This window comes from Acidobacteriota bacterium (genome assembly GCA_022562055.1).
GTDB lineage: Bacteria > Actinomycetota > Acidimicrobiia > Spongiisociales > UBA5794 > BMS3BBIN02.
Genome location: JADFQA010000006.1, coordinates 43,469 through 59,451 on the forward strand (window position 1 = coordinate 43,469; position 15,983 = coordinate 59,451).

The 15,983-nt window shown below is 59.2% G+C and carries 13 protein-coding genes; 11 read left to right on the top strand and 2 right to left on the bottom strand.

Annotated elements, in window-relative coordinates; all coding sequences use genetic code 11:
- The first annotated feature begins 39 nt into the window (after positions 1 to 39).
- The 5 genes from IIC71_03125 (at position 40) to IIC71_03145 (ending at position 8,171) form a co-directional block, all read left to right on the top strand.
- Positions 40 to 2,541, top strand: a complete 2,502-nt coding sequence (locus tag IIC71_03125) for an ATP-dependent Clp protease ATP-binding subunit (protein ID MCH7668183.1) — start codon at positions 40 to 42, stop codon at positions 2,539 to 2,541.
- Between the two features lie 161 nt (positions 2,542 to 2,702).
- Positions 2,703 to 3,914, top strand: a complete 1,212-nt coding sequence (locus tag IIC71_03130) for a BMP family ABC transporter substrate-binding protein (protein MCH7668184.1) — start codon at positions 2,703 to 2,705, stop codon at positions 3,912 to 3,914.
- Positions 3,915 to 4,018: 104 nt separating this feature from the next.
- Positions 4,019 to 5,677, top strand: a complete 1,659-nt coding sequence (locus IIC71_03135) for an ABC transporter ATP-binding protein (GenBank protein MCH7668185.1) — start codon at positions 4,019 to 4,021, stop codon at positions 5,675 to 5,677.
- Between the two features lie 44 nt (positions 5,678 to 5,721).
- On the top strand, positions 5,722 to 6,876 hold the full coding sequence (locus tag IIC71_03140; protein MCH7668186.1) for an ABC transporter permease: 1,155 nt from the start codon (positions 5,722 to 5,724) through the stop codon (positions 6,874 to 6,876).
- A complete protein-coding gene (locus IIC71_03145) occupies positions 6,876 to 8,171 on the top strand; it encodes an ABC transporter permease (GenBank protein ID MCH7668187.1) in 1,296 nt (431 codons plus the stop codon). The genes IIC71_03140 and IIC71_03145 overlap by 1 nt, the downstream gene beginning before the upstream one ends.
- Before the next feature lie 21 nt (positions 8,172 to 8,192).
- Here IIC71_03145 and IIC71_03150 read toward each other — a convergent pair whose 3' ends face one another.
- On the bottom strand, positions 8,193 to 8,789 hold the full coding sequence (locus tag IIC71_03150) for a hypothetical protein (protein ID MCH7668188.1): 597 nt from the start codon (positions 8,787 to 8,789) through the stop codon (positions 8,193 to 8,195).
- 521 nt (positions 8,790 to 9,310) lie between these two features.
- Here IIC71_03150 and radA point away from each other — a divergent pair.
- The 6 genes from radA (at position 9,311) to ispF (ending at position 15,124) form a co-directional block, all read left to right on the top strand.
- Positions 9,311 to 10,648, top strand: a complete 1,338-nt coding sequence (gene radA, locus IIC71_03155; protein MCH7668189.1) for a DNA repair protein RadA — start codon at positions 9,311 to 9,313, stop codon at positions 10,646 to 10,648.
- Positions 10,649 to 10,669: 21 nt separating this feature from the next.
- The gene (gene disA / locus IIC71_03160; GenBank protein MCH7668190.1) at positions 10,670 to 11,731 is read left to right on the top strand and encodes a DNA integrity scanning protein DisA; all 1,062 of its coding nucleotides are present in this window, start codon (positions 10,670 to 10,672) and stop codon (positions 11,729 to 11,731) included.
- A 534-nt stretch (positions 11,732 to 12,265) separates the two neighbouring features.
- Positions 12,266 to 12,775 carry a CarD family transcriptional regulator gene (locus IIC71_03165; GenBank protein MCH7668191.1) on the top strand — a complete coding sequence of 170 codons (510 nt, stop codon included), beginning with the start codon at positions 12,266 to 12,268 and terminating at the stop codon, positions 12,773 to 12,775.
- 186 nt (positions 12,776 to 12,961) lie between these two features.
- Positions 12,962 to 14,035, top strand: coding sequence for a TRAM domain-containing protein (locus tag IIC71_03170; GenBank protein MCH7668192.1), 1,074 nt, complete (start codon positions 12,962 to 12,964; stop codon positions 14,033 to 14,035).
- A complete protein-coding gene (gene ispD, locus IIC71_03175) occupies positions 14,032 to 14,655 on the top strand; it encodes a 2-C-methyl-D-erythritol 4-phosphate cytidylyltransferase (protein MCH7668193.1) in 624 nt (207 codons plus the stop codon). Before IIC71_03170 ends, ispD begins: the two co-directional genes overlap by 4 nt.
- Position 14,656: 1 nt before the next feature.
- Positions 14,657 to 15,124, top strand: coding sequence for a 2-C-methyl-D-erythritol 2,4-cyclodiphosphate synthase (ispF, locus tag IIC71_03180; protein MCH7668194.1), 468 nt, complete (start codon positions 14,657 to 14,659; stop codon positions 15,122 to 15,124).
- Here the strand turns inward: ispF and IIC71_03185 are convergent.
- Positions 15,072 to 15,920, bottom strand: a complete 849-nt coding sequence (locus IIC71_03185; GenBank protein MCH7668195.1) for a glycerophosphodiester phosphodiesterase — start codon at positions 15,918 to 15,920, stop codon at positions 15,072 to 15,074. The genes ispF and IIC71_03185 overlap by 53 nt on opposite strands.
- Positions 15,921 to 15,983 lie beyond the last annotated feature (63 nt).

Genomic DNA, 15,983 nt, shown 5'->3' on the forward strand with positions numbered 1-15,983 from the left:
GGACCTTCCGGGTCGCCGTATTTGTTGAGGTAGTAACAGGTGTTTGAACGATTTACAGATCGGGCCCGCAGGGTCGTAGTTCTCGCCCAAGAAGAAGCGCGGCTGCTGAACCACAACTACATCGGTACCGAGCACATCCTGCTCGGGCTGATCCATGAGGGTGAGGGTGTCGCTGCTCGGGCGCTCGAAGGCCTCGGTATCAACCTCGAGTCGGTCCGATCTCAAGTGGGCGAGATCATCGGCCAAGGCTCCCAGGCACCGACCGGTCATATTCCTTTCACGCCCCGCGCCAAAAAGGTTCTGGAGCTCTCGCTGCGCGAAGCGCTGCAGCTCGGGCACAACTACATCGGTACCGAGCACATTCTGCTCGGGCTGATTCGCGAAGGCGAGGGTGTTGCAGCCCAAGTCTTACAGCAGCTTGGCGCCGAACTCCACAAGGTGCGCCAAACAGTGATTCAACTGCTGTCCGGCGTCCAGGGCGACAGCGGCAGCGAGTCTTCGCGGTCCGGGTCTTCGTCGCGGTCCTCTTCGGGCGGCTCCGGCGGGACCGGGTCGGCCGTGCTGGATCAATTCGGGCGCAACCTCACAACACTTGCCCGCGAGCGCAAGCTCGACGTCGTCATTGGTCGTTCGAAGGAGATCGAGCGGGTCATGCAGGTTCTCTCGCGCCGGACAAAGAACAACCCGGTTCTCATTGGCGAACCCGGTGTCGGTAAGACGGCGATCGTAGAAGGCCTCGCACAGCTGATTGTGGACGACACCGTCCCAGACACGCTGACGGGCAAACACCTCTACACACTCGACCTCGGTGCGTTGGTCGCGGGCTCGCGCTACCGCGGCGACTTCGAAGAGCGGCTCAAAAAGGTCCTCAAAGAGATCCGCACCCGCGGTGACATCATCCTGTTTATCGACGAGATCCATACTTTGGTTGGCGCCGGTGCAGCCGAAGGTGCAATCGATGCCGCCAGCATCCTCAAGCCAATGCTCGCACGAGGCGAGTTGCAAACAATCGGCGCGACCACTCTTGAGGAATACCGCAAGTACTTTGAGAAGGACGCAGCTCTTGAGCGGCGTTTCCAGCCGATAACTGTTGAGGAGCCGTCGGTTGCAGACACCATCAAGATTCTCGAGGGGCTGCGCCCAAGCTACGAGGAGCATCACAAGGTGCGTTTCACCGATCAAGCCCTGGTTGATGCAGCCAACCTTTCGAACCGATACATTGCGGATCGTTTTCTTCCTGACAAAGCCATCGACCTCATCGACGAGGCGGGCTCTCGGATGCGTCTCAAACAGAGCAACTTCCCTAGCGACGTGAAAGACCTCGACAACAAGATCTCCAAGTTGCGCACCGACAAGCGTGACGCCATCAATTCGCAGCAGTTCGAGCGGGCCGCGCAGCTACGCGACCAGGAACGGACGCTGCTTACAGAGCGCGCAGAAATGACGTCGAACCTTGACGGTGGCGACGACTACTCCGTCGTCATTGACGACGAGGAAATCGCTGAAGTTCTCGCCCAGTGGACTGGTATTCCGGTGCAGCGTCTCACCGACGAAGAGACCGTGAAGCTGCTTGAGATGGAAGATCATCTCCATAAACGTATCGTCGGCCAGCACGACGCAATTACTTCGGTTTCCAAGGCAATCAGACGCACGCGGTCTGGTCTCAAAGATCCCAAACGTCCGGGTGGCTCGTTCATCTTCCTTGGTCCGTCCGGTGTTGGAAAGACCGAAACCGCAAAGACCCTTGCTGACTTCCTGTTTGGGGACGAGGACGCCCTCATCCAAATCGACATGTCTGAGTACATGGAAAAACATGCGGTGAGTCGTCTCATCGGGTCGCCACCCGGATACGTCGGATACGACGAGGGCGGACAACTCACCGAGGCGGTGCGTCGTAAACCATTCTCTATCGTCCTGTTCGACGAGATCGAAAAAGCCCATCCTGACGTGTTCAACATCTTGCTGCAGATACTCGAAGACGGTCGCCTGACCGACTCGCAAGGTCGCAGCATCGATTTCAAGAACACCGTCATCATCATGACCTCAAACCTGGGGACAGCTGACCTGGCCAGGAAGTCGATCGGGTTCTCCGCCGACTCTGATGAGCTTTCCTACCAGCAAGTAAAAGACAAGGTCATGGACGCGCTCAAGGGGCACTTCCGGGTCGAGTTCCTGAACCGGATCGACGAGATCATCGTGTTCCACGAACTCAAGGTCCAGGAGGTCAAACAGATCGTTGACCTCCTCCTTGAGCGCATCCGGGTTCAGCTCGAATCCAAATCGCTTGACCTCATGCTCACCGACGAGGCAAAAATGGTTCTGGCGGAAAGTGGATACGATGCCCAGCTTGGAGCTCGCCCACTACGGCGCGCAATCCAGCGCCTGCTCGAAGATCCGTTGAGCGAGATAATGCTGTTCAAGGACTTCCCTGCCGGCGCCACCATCCTGGTCGATGTCGACCCTGACGACCCAGAGGCACTGAGTTTCACGTCCATGGCGACCCCGGAATCGCCACTCGTGGAACTCGCAGAGAGCGAATAGGCTCAGCGTCACGTTTCGCGGCTTCGGCCCAATTTTGCATACTCGGCTCCGAGCCCGACGTGCCCCCATCTGATTGCACTACAATTAGACCCGTTGCCTGAACGGTTTCAGGTGGAACAAAGTTCTTGCGTTCCGTTAGGATATTGATCTCCCGTCTCTCGATGGGAAAGACCATGTATGGAGGAATCATCACGATGATGAGAAGGCTACGAAGCAGGGGAGTGTTTGTCGGGCTCATTCTTGCGTTCGCCCTCGTGGCGGCCGCTTGCGCCGACGACACCCCCGCTGATACAACGACCGCTGCGCCGCCGGCTACCACTGCAGCGCCTGCACCAACGACGACGACCGCTGCGCCAGTAGTGACGGCAGCGCCTGAGACTACAACCACGTTGCCGCCGCCACTGGAGTTTGCTGTGTGTCAGGTTTCTGACACCGGTGGTATCGATGACAAGAGCTTCAACGAGACTGCGTTCCTCGGTGCTACCCGTGCCGTAGAGGAAATCGCTGGTGTCACAGAGGCGAAGTTCCTTGAGTCTCAGAGTCCGGCGGATTTCCGCCCGAACATTGATGCATTCATCGACCAGGGCTGCGATCTGATCGTCACCGTGGGCTTCTTGCTCGCCGACGATACGGCTGCGGCTGCTCAGGACAATCCTGATCAGCTATTCGCCATCATCGACTTCCCTGGTCTCGAGGAGAATATTCGCGGTATCGGGTTCGCCACAGAGGAGGCAGCGTTCCTCGCCGGTTACCTCGCCGCGGCCGTCTCCCAAACAGGGATTGTCGGCACGTTTGGCGGGATCAATATTCCACCGGTGACCGTGTTCATGGACGGTTTTTTCTACGGTGTGCAGAGATACAACGAGGACAAAGGTGCAAGCGTCAAGGTGCTCGGTTGGGACCCTGAAAACCCAGACTCTGGCTTGTTCACGGGCAACTTCGAGTCGACCGATGACGGACTTACGTTCGGCCAGAACCTCATCGACGAGGGCGCTGACGTGTTGTTGCCAGTCGCTGGGCCTGTTGGTCTAGGTACCGCGCAGGCGGCTCTCGACAACCCCGGTGTGTTGATGATCGGTGTAGATGCTGATCAGTTCAACTCAGCTCCGTCGGAGTTCCAGGGTGTCTGGTTGACGTCGATCCTCAAGCGTATGGACAACGCTGTTCTCGCTACGGTGAAGAACGTCGTCACGCTTGGTGTTCTGGGTAACCCATACAACGGCACCCTGGCTAACGAGGGAGTCGGCATTGCCGAGTTCCACGACCTTGCGGGTTCGGTTTCGGCCGAGCTTGCCGCCGAGATTGACGCGCTGCGAGCCGGCATCATTGACGGAAGCGTCATTGTTGTTCCGGCGACGGACGACGACAGCTAACCAATACATCCATATCGACCACGAATGCCCCTCTGAGATGACTCGGAGGGGCATTCGTGCGTACAGTGGGTGCCGCGGCGAAGAAGAAAACGGGAGGCCCAGGCTTGGAGCTTGAATTGCGGGGGATCACGAAACGATTCCCCGGTGTCGTCGCAAACGAAAATGTAAACCTCACCATTCGTTCGGGCGAGATTGTCGGCCTTCTTGGGGAAAACGGTGCCGGCAAGTCGACGCTCATGAACATCATGTACGGGCTGTATTCGGCTACCGAGGGCGAGATTCTTGTCGATGGCCAAGTGCAAGACTTCCAGGGTCCCTCCGACGCCATTGCTGCCGGGATCGGAATGGTTCACCAGCACTTCATGCTCGTGCCGGTACTCTCGGTCGCCGAGAACGTTGTGCTCGGGGTGGAACCGCTCAAGAAGAAGCGCACCCCCTGGGTGTTCTTGGGGTTGGTGGCTGCCGCATTGGTGGTTCTGGCGACGAAGTTGTTCGGTCTCTTTGGCGTCGAAGAGGGGATCGAGTTTGGTGTAGTTGTCCTGCTTGCAGCCTTTGCGGGGATTGCGTGGGCGCTTCACAGAGACTCCTTGGACATCGACGAATCTCGTCGGGATGTACTGGAGATCTCGGCACGGTACGGACTTGAAGTTGACCCGGATGCGCTGATCGAGAACCTCCCCGTTGGCCTCCAGCAGCGAGTAGAAATCATCAAGGTGCTGTTTCGTGAGGCGGAGATCATCATCTTCGACGAGCCGACCGCGGTTCTCACGCCACAGGAAGTACAGGAGTTTTTCGCCATCATGCGGTCGTTGCAGGAGGCGGGCAAGGGTGTCGTTTTCATTACTCATAAACTCAACGAAATCACCGAAGTCTGCGATCGGATCGCGGTGTTGCGTCGCGGCAAGGTCGTTGGTGAGACGACTCCAGCTGAGACGAGCGCCCAGCAGCTTGCAGAGATGATGGTCGGCCGGCCTGTCGATCTGCAGGTCTCCAAGGCGCCGGCGAAACCGGGTGATGTGGTGCTCGAGGTGCAAGGGCTCACCGTTGAGGATGACCGCGGGCAGACCGCTGTGAAGGACGTGTCGTTCCAAGTCCGTTCCGGTGAAATAGTCGGCATCGCAGGCATCCAGGGGAATGGTCAGACAGAGCTTGTCGAGGCCATCACAGGCCTGCGCACAGGCGTGAGCGGCACGACGTTGCTCAACGGGGAGGACATCTCTCACGGGACACCGCGTTCCATTCATGACGCCGGCGCGGCACATGTACCCGAGGACCGCCAGCGAATGGGTTTGGTTCTGCCGTTCACATTGACCGAGAACATTGTGCTGAACACGTACCACCTCGCGCCATTCTCTAACGGGGTCGTGATGGATTGGCCCGCATCACAAAAGGTCGCCGAGGAACTGATCGAGCAGTACGACGTGCGGACGCCGTCTGCCGTCGTCGCTGCTTCGAATCTCTCGGGCGGGAATCAGCAGAAGGTGATCGTTGCACGCGAATTTTCTCGAAACGCGCCCCTGGTCGTCGCTAGCCAGCCGACTCGCGGAATCGATGTTGGATCGATTGAGTACATTCACGAGCGCATCGTTGAGCAGCGTGACAACGGTGCCGCGATCCTCATCGTGTCAACGGAACTCGACGAGATCATGGCATTGAGCGATCGGATTTTAGTCATGTACGAAGGAGAGATCGTTGCCGAAACCACCCCCAGTGAAACTACGACGACGGATCTGGGACTGTGGATGGCGGGCGCAACCGTATGAGCGACACTGAGGCCGACGACCAGCCGGACAACGCCGAGCGGACCATGGATGACATCACCGGCGTCGGCACCTCCTGGCGTGGCGCGTTGCTGGTGCCTGCGCTAGCGCTGCTCACCGCACTGATTGCCGGCGCGCTCATCATTTCGGTCTCTGATCTTGATCTGCTTGCGTTGTGGAAATCTGACCCGGTGCTGGCTTTCACGGAGACATGGGCCAAAATTTCGGGGGCGTACTCTGCAATGTTTCGTGGAGCGTTTGGCGACCTCCAGGGAGTATCCGACACTTTGACCCGTTCTGCGCCGTTGATCCTTGCCGGTCTGTCTGTGGCGGTGGGCTTCAAGGCAGGTTTGTTCAACATCGGTGCAGAGGGCCAAATGGTCATTGGTGGTCTAACCGCTGTCATCGTTGGCTTTTCGTTTGACCTTCCCGCAGTCATCCATCTTCCGTTGGCGATACTCGGTGGGTTTGTGGGCGGGTTTGCATGGGGCGCGATACCGGGACTGCTGCGGGCGAAGACCGGTGCCCACGAAGTTATAACGACGATCATGTTGAACTTCATCGCGATCAACTTGCTGTCCTATTTGTTGAAGACGTCTTTTATCCAGCAGCCCGGTCGGGACGACGCACGTTCAAAATTGGTCCAGGAGACCGCCCGCCTTCCCCGTTTGCTTGGCTTCTTGAACGATCCGGCTCTGCGTGTCCACCTCGGCATCGTCATTGCGTTGCTCGCTGCGGGAGCGGTCTACTGGTTGTTGTTCAAGACAACCCTCGGGTTCGAGCTCCGGTCCCTTGGTGCGAACCCTGACGCCGCTCGGTACGCCGGGATGAACGTGTTGTGGTTGTACGTCGCCGCGATGGGGATTGCCGGCGGGCTCGCCGGCTTGGCGGGCGTCAACCCGACGTTGGGACTCCAGTTCCGTGCTACGCCTGGTTTCACGGCCTCTATCGGATTTGATGCCATCGCGCTTGCACTGCTGGGCAGGTCACACCCCGTGGGCGTGGTGTTTGCGGGGATTCTATTTGGCGCCCTGCGATCTGGCGGGCAGGAGATGCAGGCCGCGACTGGTATTTCGATTGATCTAGTGCTGGTCATCGGCGCACTCATTGTCGTGTTCATCGCAGCCCCCGCGCTCATAAGGTCCATCTACAGGGTTAAGACCGAGGACGCCGCTGCGTCAGTCACCAAAGGACTCGCGTAATGAGCGACACAGCTGTGCAGGGTGCTTCGCTGGTTGCGACGCAACGTCGCGCAAAACGCCTCGGATGGTTCTACATTGCGCTGGCCGCGTTTGTCACTCTTGTGTTTGGGTTCACCGTGACCGGCGATGGCGATTCTTCGCTGGGCCTTGTGTTAGCCCGAGACAGATTTGCCGATTTCGAGTTTGGTATTGGGTCGATCCGCATTCTGCCGAGTCTCGTGATTCCCGCCGCGACGACCAACTTCTTGATCGCGGCGATCATCGCGTTTTTTGGGGGGCGGCTGCTCACCAAAAAGTCCACAAAAGCTTCAAACAGCACCTTGGCCTTGGTCGTTGCGCTGTTTCTGTTGGCGTTTCTCATCTGGGCCGCCGCCGGCCAATCATTCAACCTCGCATCCATGTTGCGCCAGGCTGTGCTGCGCTCAGCCCCGCTGACATTTGGGGCGATTGCGGGAGTGCTCTCTGAGCGGGTTGCGGTGGTCAACATTGCGATCGAAGGAATGCTGCTTGGAGGTGCCTTTACCGGTGTGATCGTCGGGTCGTTGTACGGTGCATGGCCGGGCGTGCTTGCTGCAACGATTACTGGTGCGATGTTGGCCTGGGTGCTTGCGGTGTTGTCGATCAAGTACAAGGTCGATCAAATTATTTCTGGTGTGGTGATCAACATCTTCGTGTTGGGACTGACGTCGTTCTTAGCAGTGCAGATTCTGACCCAGAACCCTGACCTAAACAACAGTCCCCGCATCGGGCGGTGGAGTGTGCCAATTCTGTCCGATATCCCGTTCGTAGGCACGGTGCTCTTCCAACAGAACATGTTCGTCTACATCATGTTTGGACTCGTGGCCGTCACTACATACGGACTCTTCCACACCCGCTGGGGACTCCGTGCAAGAGCAGTAGGCGAGCACCCGCGGGCCGCTGACACACTGGGTCTTGATGTGTATCGCATCCGATACATTGGTGTCATCCTCGGCGGGGTTGTTGCGGGGTTTGGTGGTGCTTTCTTCACGATCGGCCAGGTCGGGCGATTCGACGAGAACATGACTGCTGGACGCGGGTTCATTGCACTTGCTGCGATGATTTTCGGCCGTTGGCACCCGGTGGGTGCAATGGGCGCCGCGATGGTGTTCGGGTTCTCCGATGCCATTGCAAACAAGCTCGGCATCCTGAACACCCCAATACCGTCCGAGTTCCTTGCAATGGCCCCATACATTGCAACGTTGATCGTCGTGGCTGGCGTGGTTGGAAAGTCCCGCCCTCCGGCAGCCGACGGTATCCCGTACGACAAGCAGTAAGTCGCGGTCAACGTCACGCTGCTACTGGGTAGGGGTCACTTCTCTGCCGAAGAACTCGATCTCGGCGACAACCAGCTCGTTGAACGGGTTGTTACCCGCAACGATTTCGCCCGGGTAGGTTGATATGACACGCAGCGTAAGCCGGGTTGTCTTGAGTGTCGCGATCGCAATCCGCTGCTGGTCGTTGGTGTTGTCCAGCCGACCCGACGTTTCGAGTGTTATATCGTCAACGGTGATCGTGAACTCCTGTATGCGGTAATTCCGTTTGAATCGGGTGTCGTCGACAACGTTTTGAATACGGATCTCAGAAATAGCGACCGGTGTAGCCCAGGTGAACGTGAGCTCTACGTCGACGCCTCGGTCACCGTTTGACTGCCACTCCTTGAGGCGATCGTCATCGATAAGATTGTCCGCCCCTAGGCTCGCAGTCAACACAGAGTTCGCGTCGGCAGTCGTCGGGGTGATAAGCGAGAGCGGAACGTTCAGAGTGGTCGATGTGGGTGCGGCCGTCGACGTGGTCGCGGGGTCGGCACCGTCTCCGCCGATGAATCTACTAAAGATGAAGACCACTACGAGCACACCGAGGAGCACTCCGAGGGCTCGTCCCCCGGGTGTCATCTTCAACGCAGGAGGAGGTGCAACCGGAAGCGGGCTCGCTTGAATGCGGGCTCCGCACGCTTCGCAGTGGCGGTTTGACGGCGGGTTCGACGCCGCGCACGACGGGCAAGAAATCGCCGCCGTCCGACGTCTCGTCACCGGTTGAGTGATCTCTCGACGCTGCACAACGGGAGGAGGCTCCACACCAGGAGGTGGCCCTTCGTCAAGCTCAAATGGTTCGAACAAATCCTCAAACGGATCGTCTGGTGTGTCCCTGTCCACGGTTCCTCAGGAGTTCAGCGCCTAGTCAGGCGCTATTGTTGCATGGATGTATGCATTTCGCGCGGTTCGAGAGGCGGAGGCCTGGACGACTACCAACATCGTTGGTGGTGTTGTCCTCCTTATCGTGGTGGTCGGTGCCCTAGTTTGGGCTATTCGGCGCTACCTGTACGAGTGAGCCCGCAGTTATTTTCGGGGCCGCGTGAAATCCGTCTCTTTCCTTGCGCCGAGCATGTGTGTGTCACACCGGTTCGCTAGCGTGGATTGCAAGGATAAGTTCAGGAGTAACCGTGGCGTACCGCTGCACTATATGTGAGCACCGTTCAGGAAAGTGGATGGGGTTCTGTTCCCAATGCGGGGAGCGTGGCTCGCTCGTTGAGATCACCTCCAACAGCGGCCGGCCAAGTGTCCCCGTAGCGATCAACAGCGTCGGAGAACGGCACTCTGCACGGTGTGCGGTGGGTATCGACGAGTTCGACCGCGTATTGGGGGGCGGGTTTGTCCCGGGAGCAGCCGTGCTGCTTGGCGGTGAACCTGGCGTTGGTAAGTCCACCCTGTTGCTCCAGATAGCGGCGGCTCTCGCAGGTGGCGAGCGGCAGGTGCTTATGGCGAGCGCCGAGGAGTCTGTTGGCCAGATCGCCCTGCGTGGAAAGCGCGTCGGTGCTGCGGTTGATGGTATCGACCTCCTCGCCGAGAGATCGCTTGAGACCATCCTCGCCACCGCGGAGGCTGTCCAACCGGCACTGCTTATCGTCGATTCAATACAGACAGTCGTGACTGCAGGCGCAGACGGCATCGCCGGATCGGTCGGGCAGGTGCGAGCCTGTGGGGCGGAGGCGGTTGCCTTTGCGAAGCGGACCGGTATCCCGGTTGTGCTTATCGGGCATGTCACCAAAGACGGCTCGATCGCCGGTCCGAAGGTGCTCGAGCACCTTGTCGATGTCGTGCTGTACCTTGAGGGAGACGACGCCGTGGGTCTGCGGGTGCTTCGGAGCCTCAAGAATCGATATGGCTCGATCAACCAAATCGGATTGTTCGAGATGAGCGGGCACGGCATGGTTCCCATCGCCGACCCCGCCAAGATCCTGCTGTCGAGCCGACGTCAGGGCAGTGCAGGCACGGTGCTTGCCGTAACGCTCGAAGGCCGACGACCGATTGTTCTTGAGGTCCAGGCGCTCGTGTCCAAGTCCGTTACGCCTCAGCCTCGCCGGTCTGTGAACGGCATCGACTCAGCGAGGGTTCACCAGTTGCTGGCGGTCTTGGTCCGTCACGCTGGGATGCCGTTTGGCGATCAAGATGTATACGTCAATGTCGTTGGTGGTATCAAGCTGAAAGAGCCGGCGGCCGATCTCCCAGTAGCCCTTGCGTTGGCGTCTTCGCTCGCTGGTGTTGTGCTCAACGACGTCGTTGCTTGGGGTGAGGTTGGTCTTACTGGCGAAATCCGAGCGGTCTCTCAGTCTGATCGGCGACGCGAGGAAGCACTGCGTCTCGGTGTCAACGTTGTCGTCGCTCCCGGCGACGCGATGCACACAATCCGCGACGCACTCGCTGCTGTCGGCATCTCCCCGGTTCGAAGCAAGGGTTCCGGTGCCGATTTCTAAAGACTGTTACTGTTCGGCGTCATGAGTAATGGTGGCCGGGCGAGCATTGACATTCTTCGGAGCTTTGCTCCGGGAACGCCGCTACGGCAGGCAACCGAGCTGATCCTTCGGCAGGGCACCGGTGCGCTCATCCTCATTGGCTCCGGTCCGAAGGTCGACAGCGTGTGCAGCGGCGGGTTCCGGCTCGATGGAGCCGCCTTCACCGCACAGCGCGTGGCCGAGGTCGCAAAAATGGACGGCGGCATTGTTGTCGATTCCGAAACGATGCATATCACGCGAGTCAACGTGCATTTTATGCCAGACCCTACGATCCCTACTCTCGAGACCGGCACCAGATTTCGCACCGCTGAGCGACTTGCACGCGACACCGGCAAGGCCGTGCTTGCAATCTCGGAGGAGCGCCGTGCGAGCGCCACCGTGTATATCGGCGACCAAACGTTCGAGCTACGGTCGCCGGCTTCGCTCGTTGTTCAGGCCAACCAGGCTCTCAATTCGTTAGAACGCTTGCGTAGACGCGTCGCGGATGCCGAGCATTCCCTCACCCGCGCTGAGGCGGACGACGTTGCAACAGTACGCGACGTTGTGGTTCTTCTTCAGAGGGCTACGTACGTCGACCGGGTCTATGAAGGATTCAACCGTCTCCTACTAGAGCTTGGAGAGGACGGGGTGCTATTCGAGATCCAGGCCAACGATATTGTTGAAGGTGTTCGAACCGTTGGTGACCTTGTATACAGAGACTATTTGCCAAAGGGCAAGCGTAAGACCGCGTCCTACGCCAAGATCCTGTCACAGCTGGCAATGGACGATCTCCAGTCGGGGATCCGCGTCAGCCAGGACCTTGGGTTTGGCGCGCTGGACAACAGCGTGCGACCACGCGGGCTGCGTATCCTCACCGGTGTGCCGCGGCTGCCTGAGGCCGTTCGCGCAGCATTGTTGAAGCACTTCGATTCCTACGCTGAACTCATCGCGGCAACTGTCGCAGATTTGGGGCGGGTCGAAGGTGTTGGCCGGTCCCGCGCCCACCACATCAGGTCGTATCTCGATCGTGTCGAGCAGCTCGCTTCTCCCCTGGGTGACACGTAAACCGGTCATTGGGCGGGTAATCGTTTGCGAGTCCGAGACCGCGGGTGAGTCGATCGAGTCTGCGCAGACACCGAGTACACTGCCGCCCGCGACAAAATGAGTTGAGTACGAGTGCCAGCCAAGAAAAGCCCAACGAAGAAGACAGCCACGAAGCGGACCGCCTCGCCAAAAAGGGTGTCTGCAGCCGCTACGAAGAAGCCGTCGACTGCTAAGAAGGCGCCGGCGAAGCGGATCTCGCCAAAATCGGCGCCTCGCGCAAAGAAGGCTTCGGCCTCGAAGGCTTCGGCCAAAAAGCTTTCATCCAAGAAGGCCCCTGTCGCCAAGAAGGCCCCTGTCGCCAAGAAGGCCCCTGTCGCCAAGAAGGCCCCTGTCGCCAAGAAGGCAGCCGGAAAAGCGCCAAGTGCAAGGGCTGAGTCCTCAAAGGCTGCGGCCTCGAAAGCTACTCCCACCAAAGCAGATTGGGCGAAAGCCGCGCCCACCAAGACGGCAGCCAAGAAGGGCAAGCGCGCCGAAAAGAAGTCCCTCGCCGGTCCTATAAAGACCCCGTTTAGTGTCAAGGATAAAGTCGTATATCCGCATCACGGCGCCGCTACCATCATTAAGAAGCAGAAGCTTGAGTTTGATGGGGAGAAGATTGAGTATTTCGTTCTCGAAGTCGCCACCGACCAGCTCATTGTTCGAGTGCCGGTAGCTCGCGCGGTTGAACTAGGTGTGCGCCCAGTGATATCGAGAACGGTGGCACGCAAAGTGTTTGCGACGTTCAAAGATGATCCGCAGGAAGCTGGGGCCAACTGGTCACGCTGGTACAAACTGTTGACTGAGAAAATCAACAGTGGCGATATTTTCCAGGTCGCGGAAGTGGTTCGCGACCTCACGTACGCCCAGCAGGTCAAGGGGATATCGCCAGCGTTGAAGCGCATGCTTGCAAAGGCCCGGCTGATCATCATCTCGGAACTCCGTTTTGCCCTCGACCTTGGCGAAGAGGCCACCATTGCGAAGCTCGACAGGGCATTGCCAACCGTCGAGGAAGATGACGACGAGTAGCGAGGACGACGCCCTCCCCATCTGAGACGGTCTTCGACTTGGTCTCGGTCTTGGGTGTGACGCGTCGCAGCCGGTGGGGGTGGGTATTCCACCGTCGGTCCGTCCTTGCTGGAGTAGAAATCCGTCAACAGCGTGTGCATCCCTGCCGATAGTTTGACCATGGCGATGCTACATGACGGCTAAACCATGATGGTCGAAACCATCAGGCTTCTTGTCACCCTGGCAACCACGGCTATTGGCTTCAGCGCGGGCCGTTCTGTCGCGTCATGGTTTCCAAGTGCGGGTATCAGACCCGACGAATCGATTGTATGGGGCGCCATGCTTGGGGCCGCAGTGGGTTATGTACTTGGTGGTGTGCTTGGCCGGCGCCTTCGTTCTGACATCGGGCGGACCCCCGACCTGTTGCGACGTGCCACGGGTCCACAGCTCTTTGCGGGGACGTTCGGCGGCGTTGCCGGGCTGATCGTCGGCACGGTGTTTGCGGTCCCGTTCATTGCATTTTTCCCGGCCACAATCGCTTGGCCCGTCGCGGGCCTGGTGGTACTCGTCTTCACATCGTTCGGAGCCTCTGTCTTTGCCGAAAGAGCGCACGAACTGCTCGCCGCGGCGGGACTTCGAGAACGGGAACCTTTCCGCCGGACAGACGTAGATCCGTCTCAGACGGCCGGTCTGGTGTTCGTGGTCGACTCGTCCGCGGCCATAGACGGACGGCTACTTGAACTCACCCGTGCTGGTCTTGTCACCGGGACGATTCTGGTGCCCGCCTTTGTGGTCGATGAGTTGCAGGCGGTCGCCGACTCTGCGGACAGATCGAAGCGCCGGCGCGGGCGGCGCGGCCTCGACATTCTCGACGTTGTGCGCGACGTCGATGGAGTTGAGTTCCACATTGTTGAGAGCACCGTCCCCGAACAATCCGAAGTTGACGGCAAACTGCTGGTGATCTGCGACCGGTACAACGCAACGTTGGTCACGACAGACCACAACCTTGCAAAGGCGGCGGGGCTGCGAGACATTCGTGTATTGAACCCGCACGCCCTCGGCGAAATGCTCAAACCGCAGGTCGCGATGGGTGACCCCCTCGAGATCCTCATTCAAAGAGAAGGCTCCGAGGCGGGTCAGGGCGTAGGATTCCTTGAGGATGGCACAATGGTGATTGTCCAAAATGGTGCCAGCAAGATAGGCACCGTAGTGAAGGTCGAGGTTTCCAACATGATGCGCACGTCGATTGGCCGAATGGTGTTCGCTGAAATAACACCATGAATCTTGCAGCGGTGGTTCTCGCCGCGGGAAGAGGCGCACGTTTCGGCGGTGAGAAACATGCGATCCAGCTTGCCGGCAAGCCGCTCTGGCAATGGTCCGTCGACCTGTTCTCTGGGCTTGGTATCCCCGTCACACTTGTCGGGTCAATCCCGGGTGGCATTCCTGGGGGAAAGCGTCGTCGCGACTCAGTGGTTGCCGGTCTCAACGCTCTCGCACCAAACGTGACGCACGTGCTCATTCACGACGCGGCAAGGCCGCTCGCGTCGCAGCGTCTCGTTGAACGCGTTGTTGGCGCACTCGAAGACGGTGCCAAAGCAGTGATACCCGCTGTCCCTGTGACCGACACGATTAAGCGGGTTGCCGACGGATCGGTTGTGGGGACGGTGGATCGGTCCGAGCTGTGGTGGGTGCAGACGCCGCAAGGATTCGAGTTGCGAGTCTTACGTGAGGCACACGCCCTCCACGACGATGACGTGTCAGACGATGCGTCTCTTGTCGAAGCTCTCGGGGTGACCGTGAGAGTCGTTGAGGGCGATCAGGAGAACCGCAAGATCACCTATCGCGTCGATCACTTCGTTGCCGAGGCGACCCTCAGCGATTTTGGAGATGCCGATGCCTGATATGCGGGTTGGCCACGGTTTCGACGTTCACCGGTTCGGTGGCGAGCCGCCACTCGTTCTGTGCGGTGTCGTCGTGTCTGGCGACCGTGGTGTCGAGAGCACGTCTGACGGAGATGTCGCGCTACACGCACTCATTGACGCGCTGCTCGGTGCCGCGGCGCTCGGAGACATTGGGGAAATGTTTCCGTCAAGCGACCCGCGTTGGGAAGGTGCCTCATCTGTTGAGCTGCTTCGCCTGGCCTATTCGCGAGTGGTCGAGGCTGGTTACACGGTCGGGAACATTGACATCACAATCATCTGCCAAAAGGTGCGTATCGCTCCCCACCGCGATGTTATGCGCAAGAAAGTTGCGCAAGTGCTCAGCGTCGACATCGGTGCCGTATCAGTGAAGGCGACCACTACCGACGGGCTTGGCTTTATCGGACTCGGCGAGGGCCTCGCCGTGCAAGCAGCGGTAACATTGCGGTAGTTCCACCCTCGTCCAGGGTGGTGCCGGCCTCATCCGCGCTGGCGGCGCCGTGCTCAGCGGGAAAGCTGCCCTGCTCGGAGGTGTAAAAGGCTCTTGCGGCGATTGGGTCGTCGGTGATGATCGCGTCGACTCCGAGTTTGGCACACAACGCGTATCCGTCGTGTGTGTCCACGCCCCACGTCACGATCTTGAGACCGAGATCCTTTGCATCGACGCAGAAGACCTGCCCTGCGAGTTGCAGTCCGGTGAGGTGTGTCAGTGCGACATCAGTATGAGATTCGAGCATCATCGACATGTGATTCGAGGGGTCCACAGCCGGCAAGAAGAGCTGGCCAACCGTCACACGACCGTCGAGCTCGGCTACTCGGGCGACGGTGTGCCTGTTGAACGACGACACTAGAACGCGGTCGTGGAGCCAGTTGCGGTCGATCCAGAACACGATACGTGAAGCCATCTCGTGACGCTCGTCGTGATCGGGCTGTCCCGGGATGTTCTTTATCTCGACGTTGACGATTCCGTGAATCAACGGGAGTGCCTCGTCCAAGAGGAGCACGTGTGGTTCCGCATCGCGTATTTCGGCGAGCGTTAGGTCGATGATGTTGCCGACGCCCTCGATGTCAGGGTCGTGATGCACCACCATCTCGTCGTCAGCGGTGCGGCGAACATCAAGTTCCACCCCGTCAGCCTTGCCAGCCGCGGCGATCTTGAAAGCGTCGGCCGAGTTGTCGACAGCGAGACCTTTGGCGCCTCGGTGGCCGAGGATCGCCGGGTAGTCGCGGCGCAGGTTGAAAAGCATGGGCGCAAGAGTAGCCCGTCCTTGGTGGCGTACCTCAGCGAGCGTGGCGCGGCCCTGCGGCTG

What these genes read in the sequence shown, in the direction of transcription:
- IIC71_03130 (MCH7668184.1), top strand. Translation starts at nt 2,703, where the DNA reads ATGGGAAAGACCATGTATGGAGGAATCATCACGATGATGAGAAGGCTA.
- IIC71_03140 (MCH7668186.1), top strand. Translation starts at nt 5,722, where the DNA reads ATGGATGACATCACCGGCGTCGGCACCTCCTGGCGTGGCGCGTTGCTG.
- IIC71_03145 (MCH7668187.1), top strand. Translation starts at nt 6,876, where the DNA reads ATGAGCGACACAGCTGTGCAGGGTGCTTCGCTGGTTGCGACGCAACGT.
- IIC71_03150 (MCH7668188.1), bottom strand. Translation starts at nt 8,789, where the DNA reads ATGACACCCGGGGGACGAGCCCTCGGAGTGCTCCTCGGTGTGCTCGTA.
- disA (MCH7668190.1), top strand. Translation starts at nt 10,670, where the DNA reads ATGAGTAATGGTGGCCGGGCGAGCATTGACATTCTTCGGAGCTTTGCT.
- IIC71_03170 (MCH7668192.1), top strand. Translation starts at nt 12,962, where the DNA reads ATGATGGTCGAAACCATCAGGCTTCTTGTCACCCTGGCAACCACGGCT.
- ispD (MCH7668193.1), top strand. Translation starts at nt 14,032, where the DNA reads ATGAATCTTGCAGCGGTGGTTCTCGCCGCGGGAAGAGGCGCACGTTTC.
- ispF (MCH7668194.1), top strand. Translation starts at nt 14,657, where the DNA reads ATGCGGGTTGGCCACGGTTTCGACGTTCACCGGTTCGGTGGCGAGCCG.
- IIC71_03185 (MCH7668195.1), bottom strand. Translation starts at nt 15,920, where the DNA reads ATGCTTTTCAACCTGCGCCGCGACTACCCGGCGATCCTCGGCCACCGA.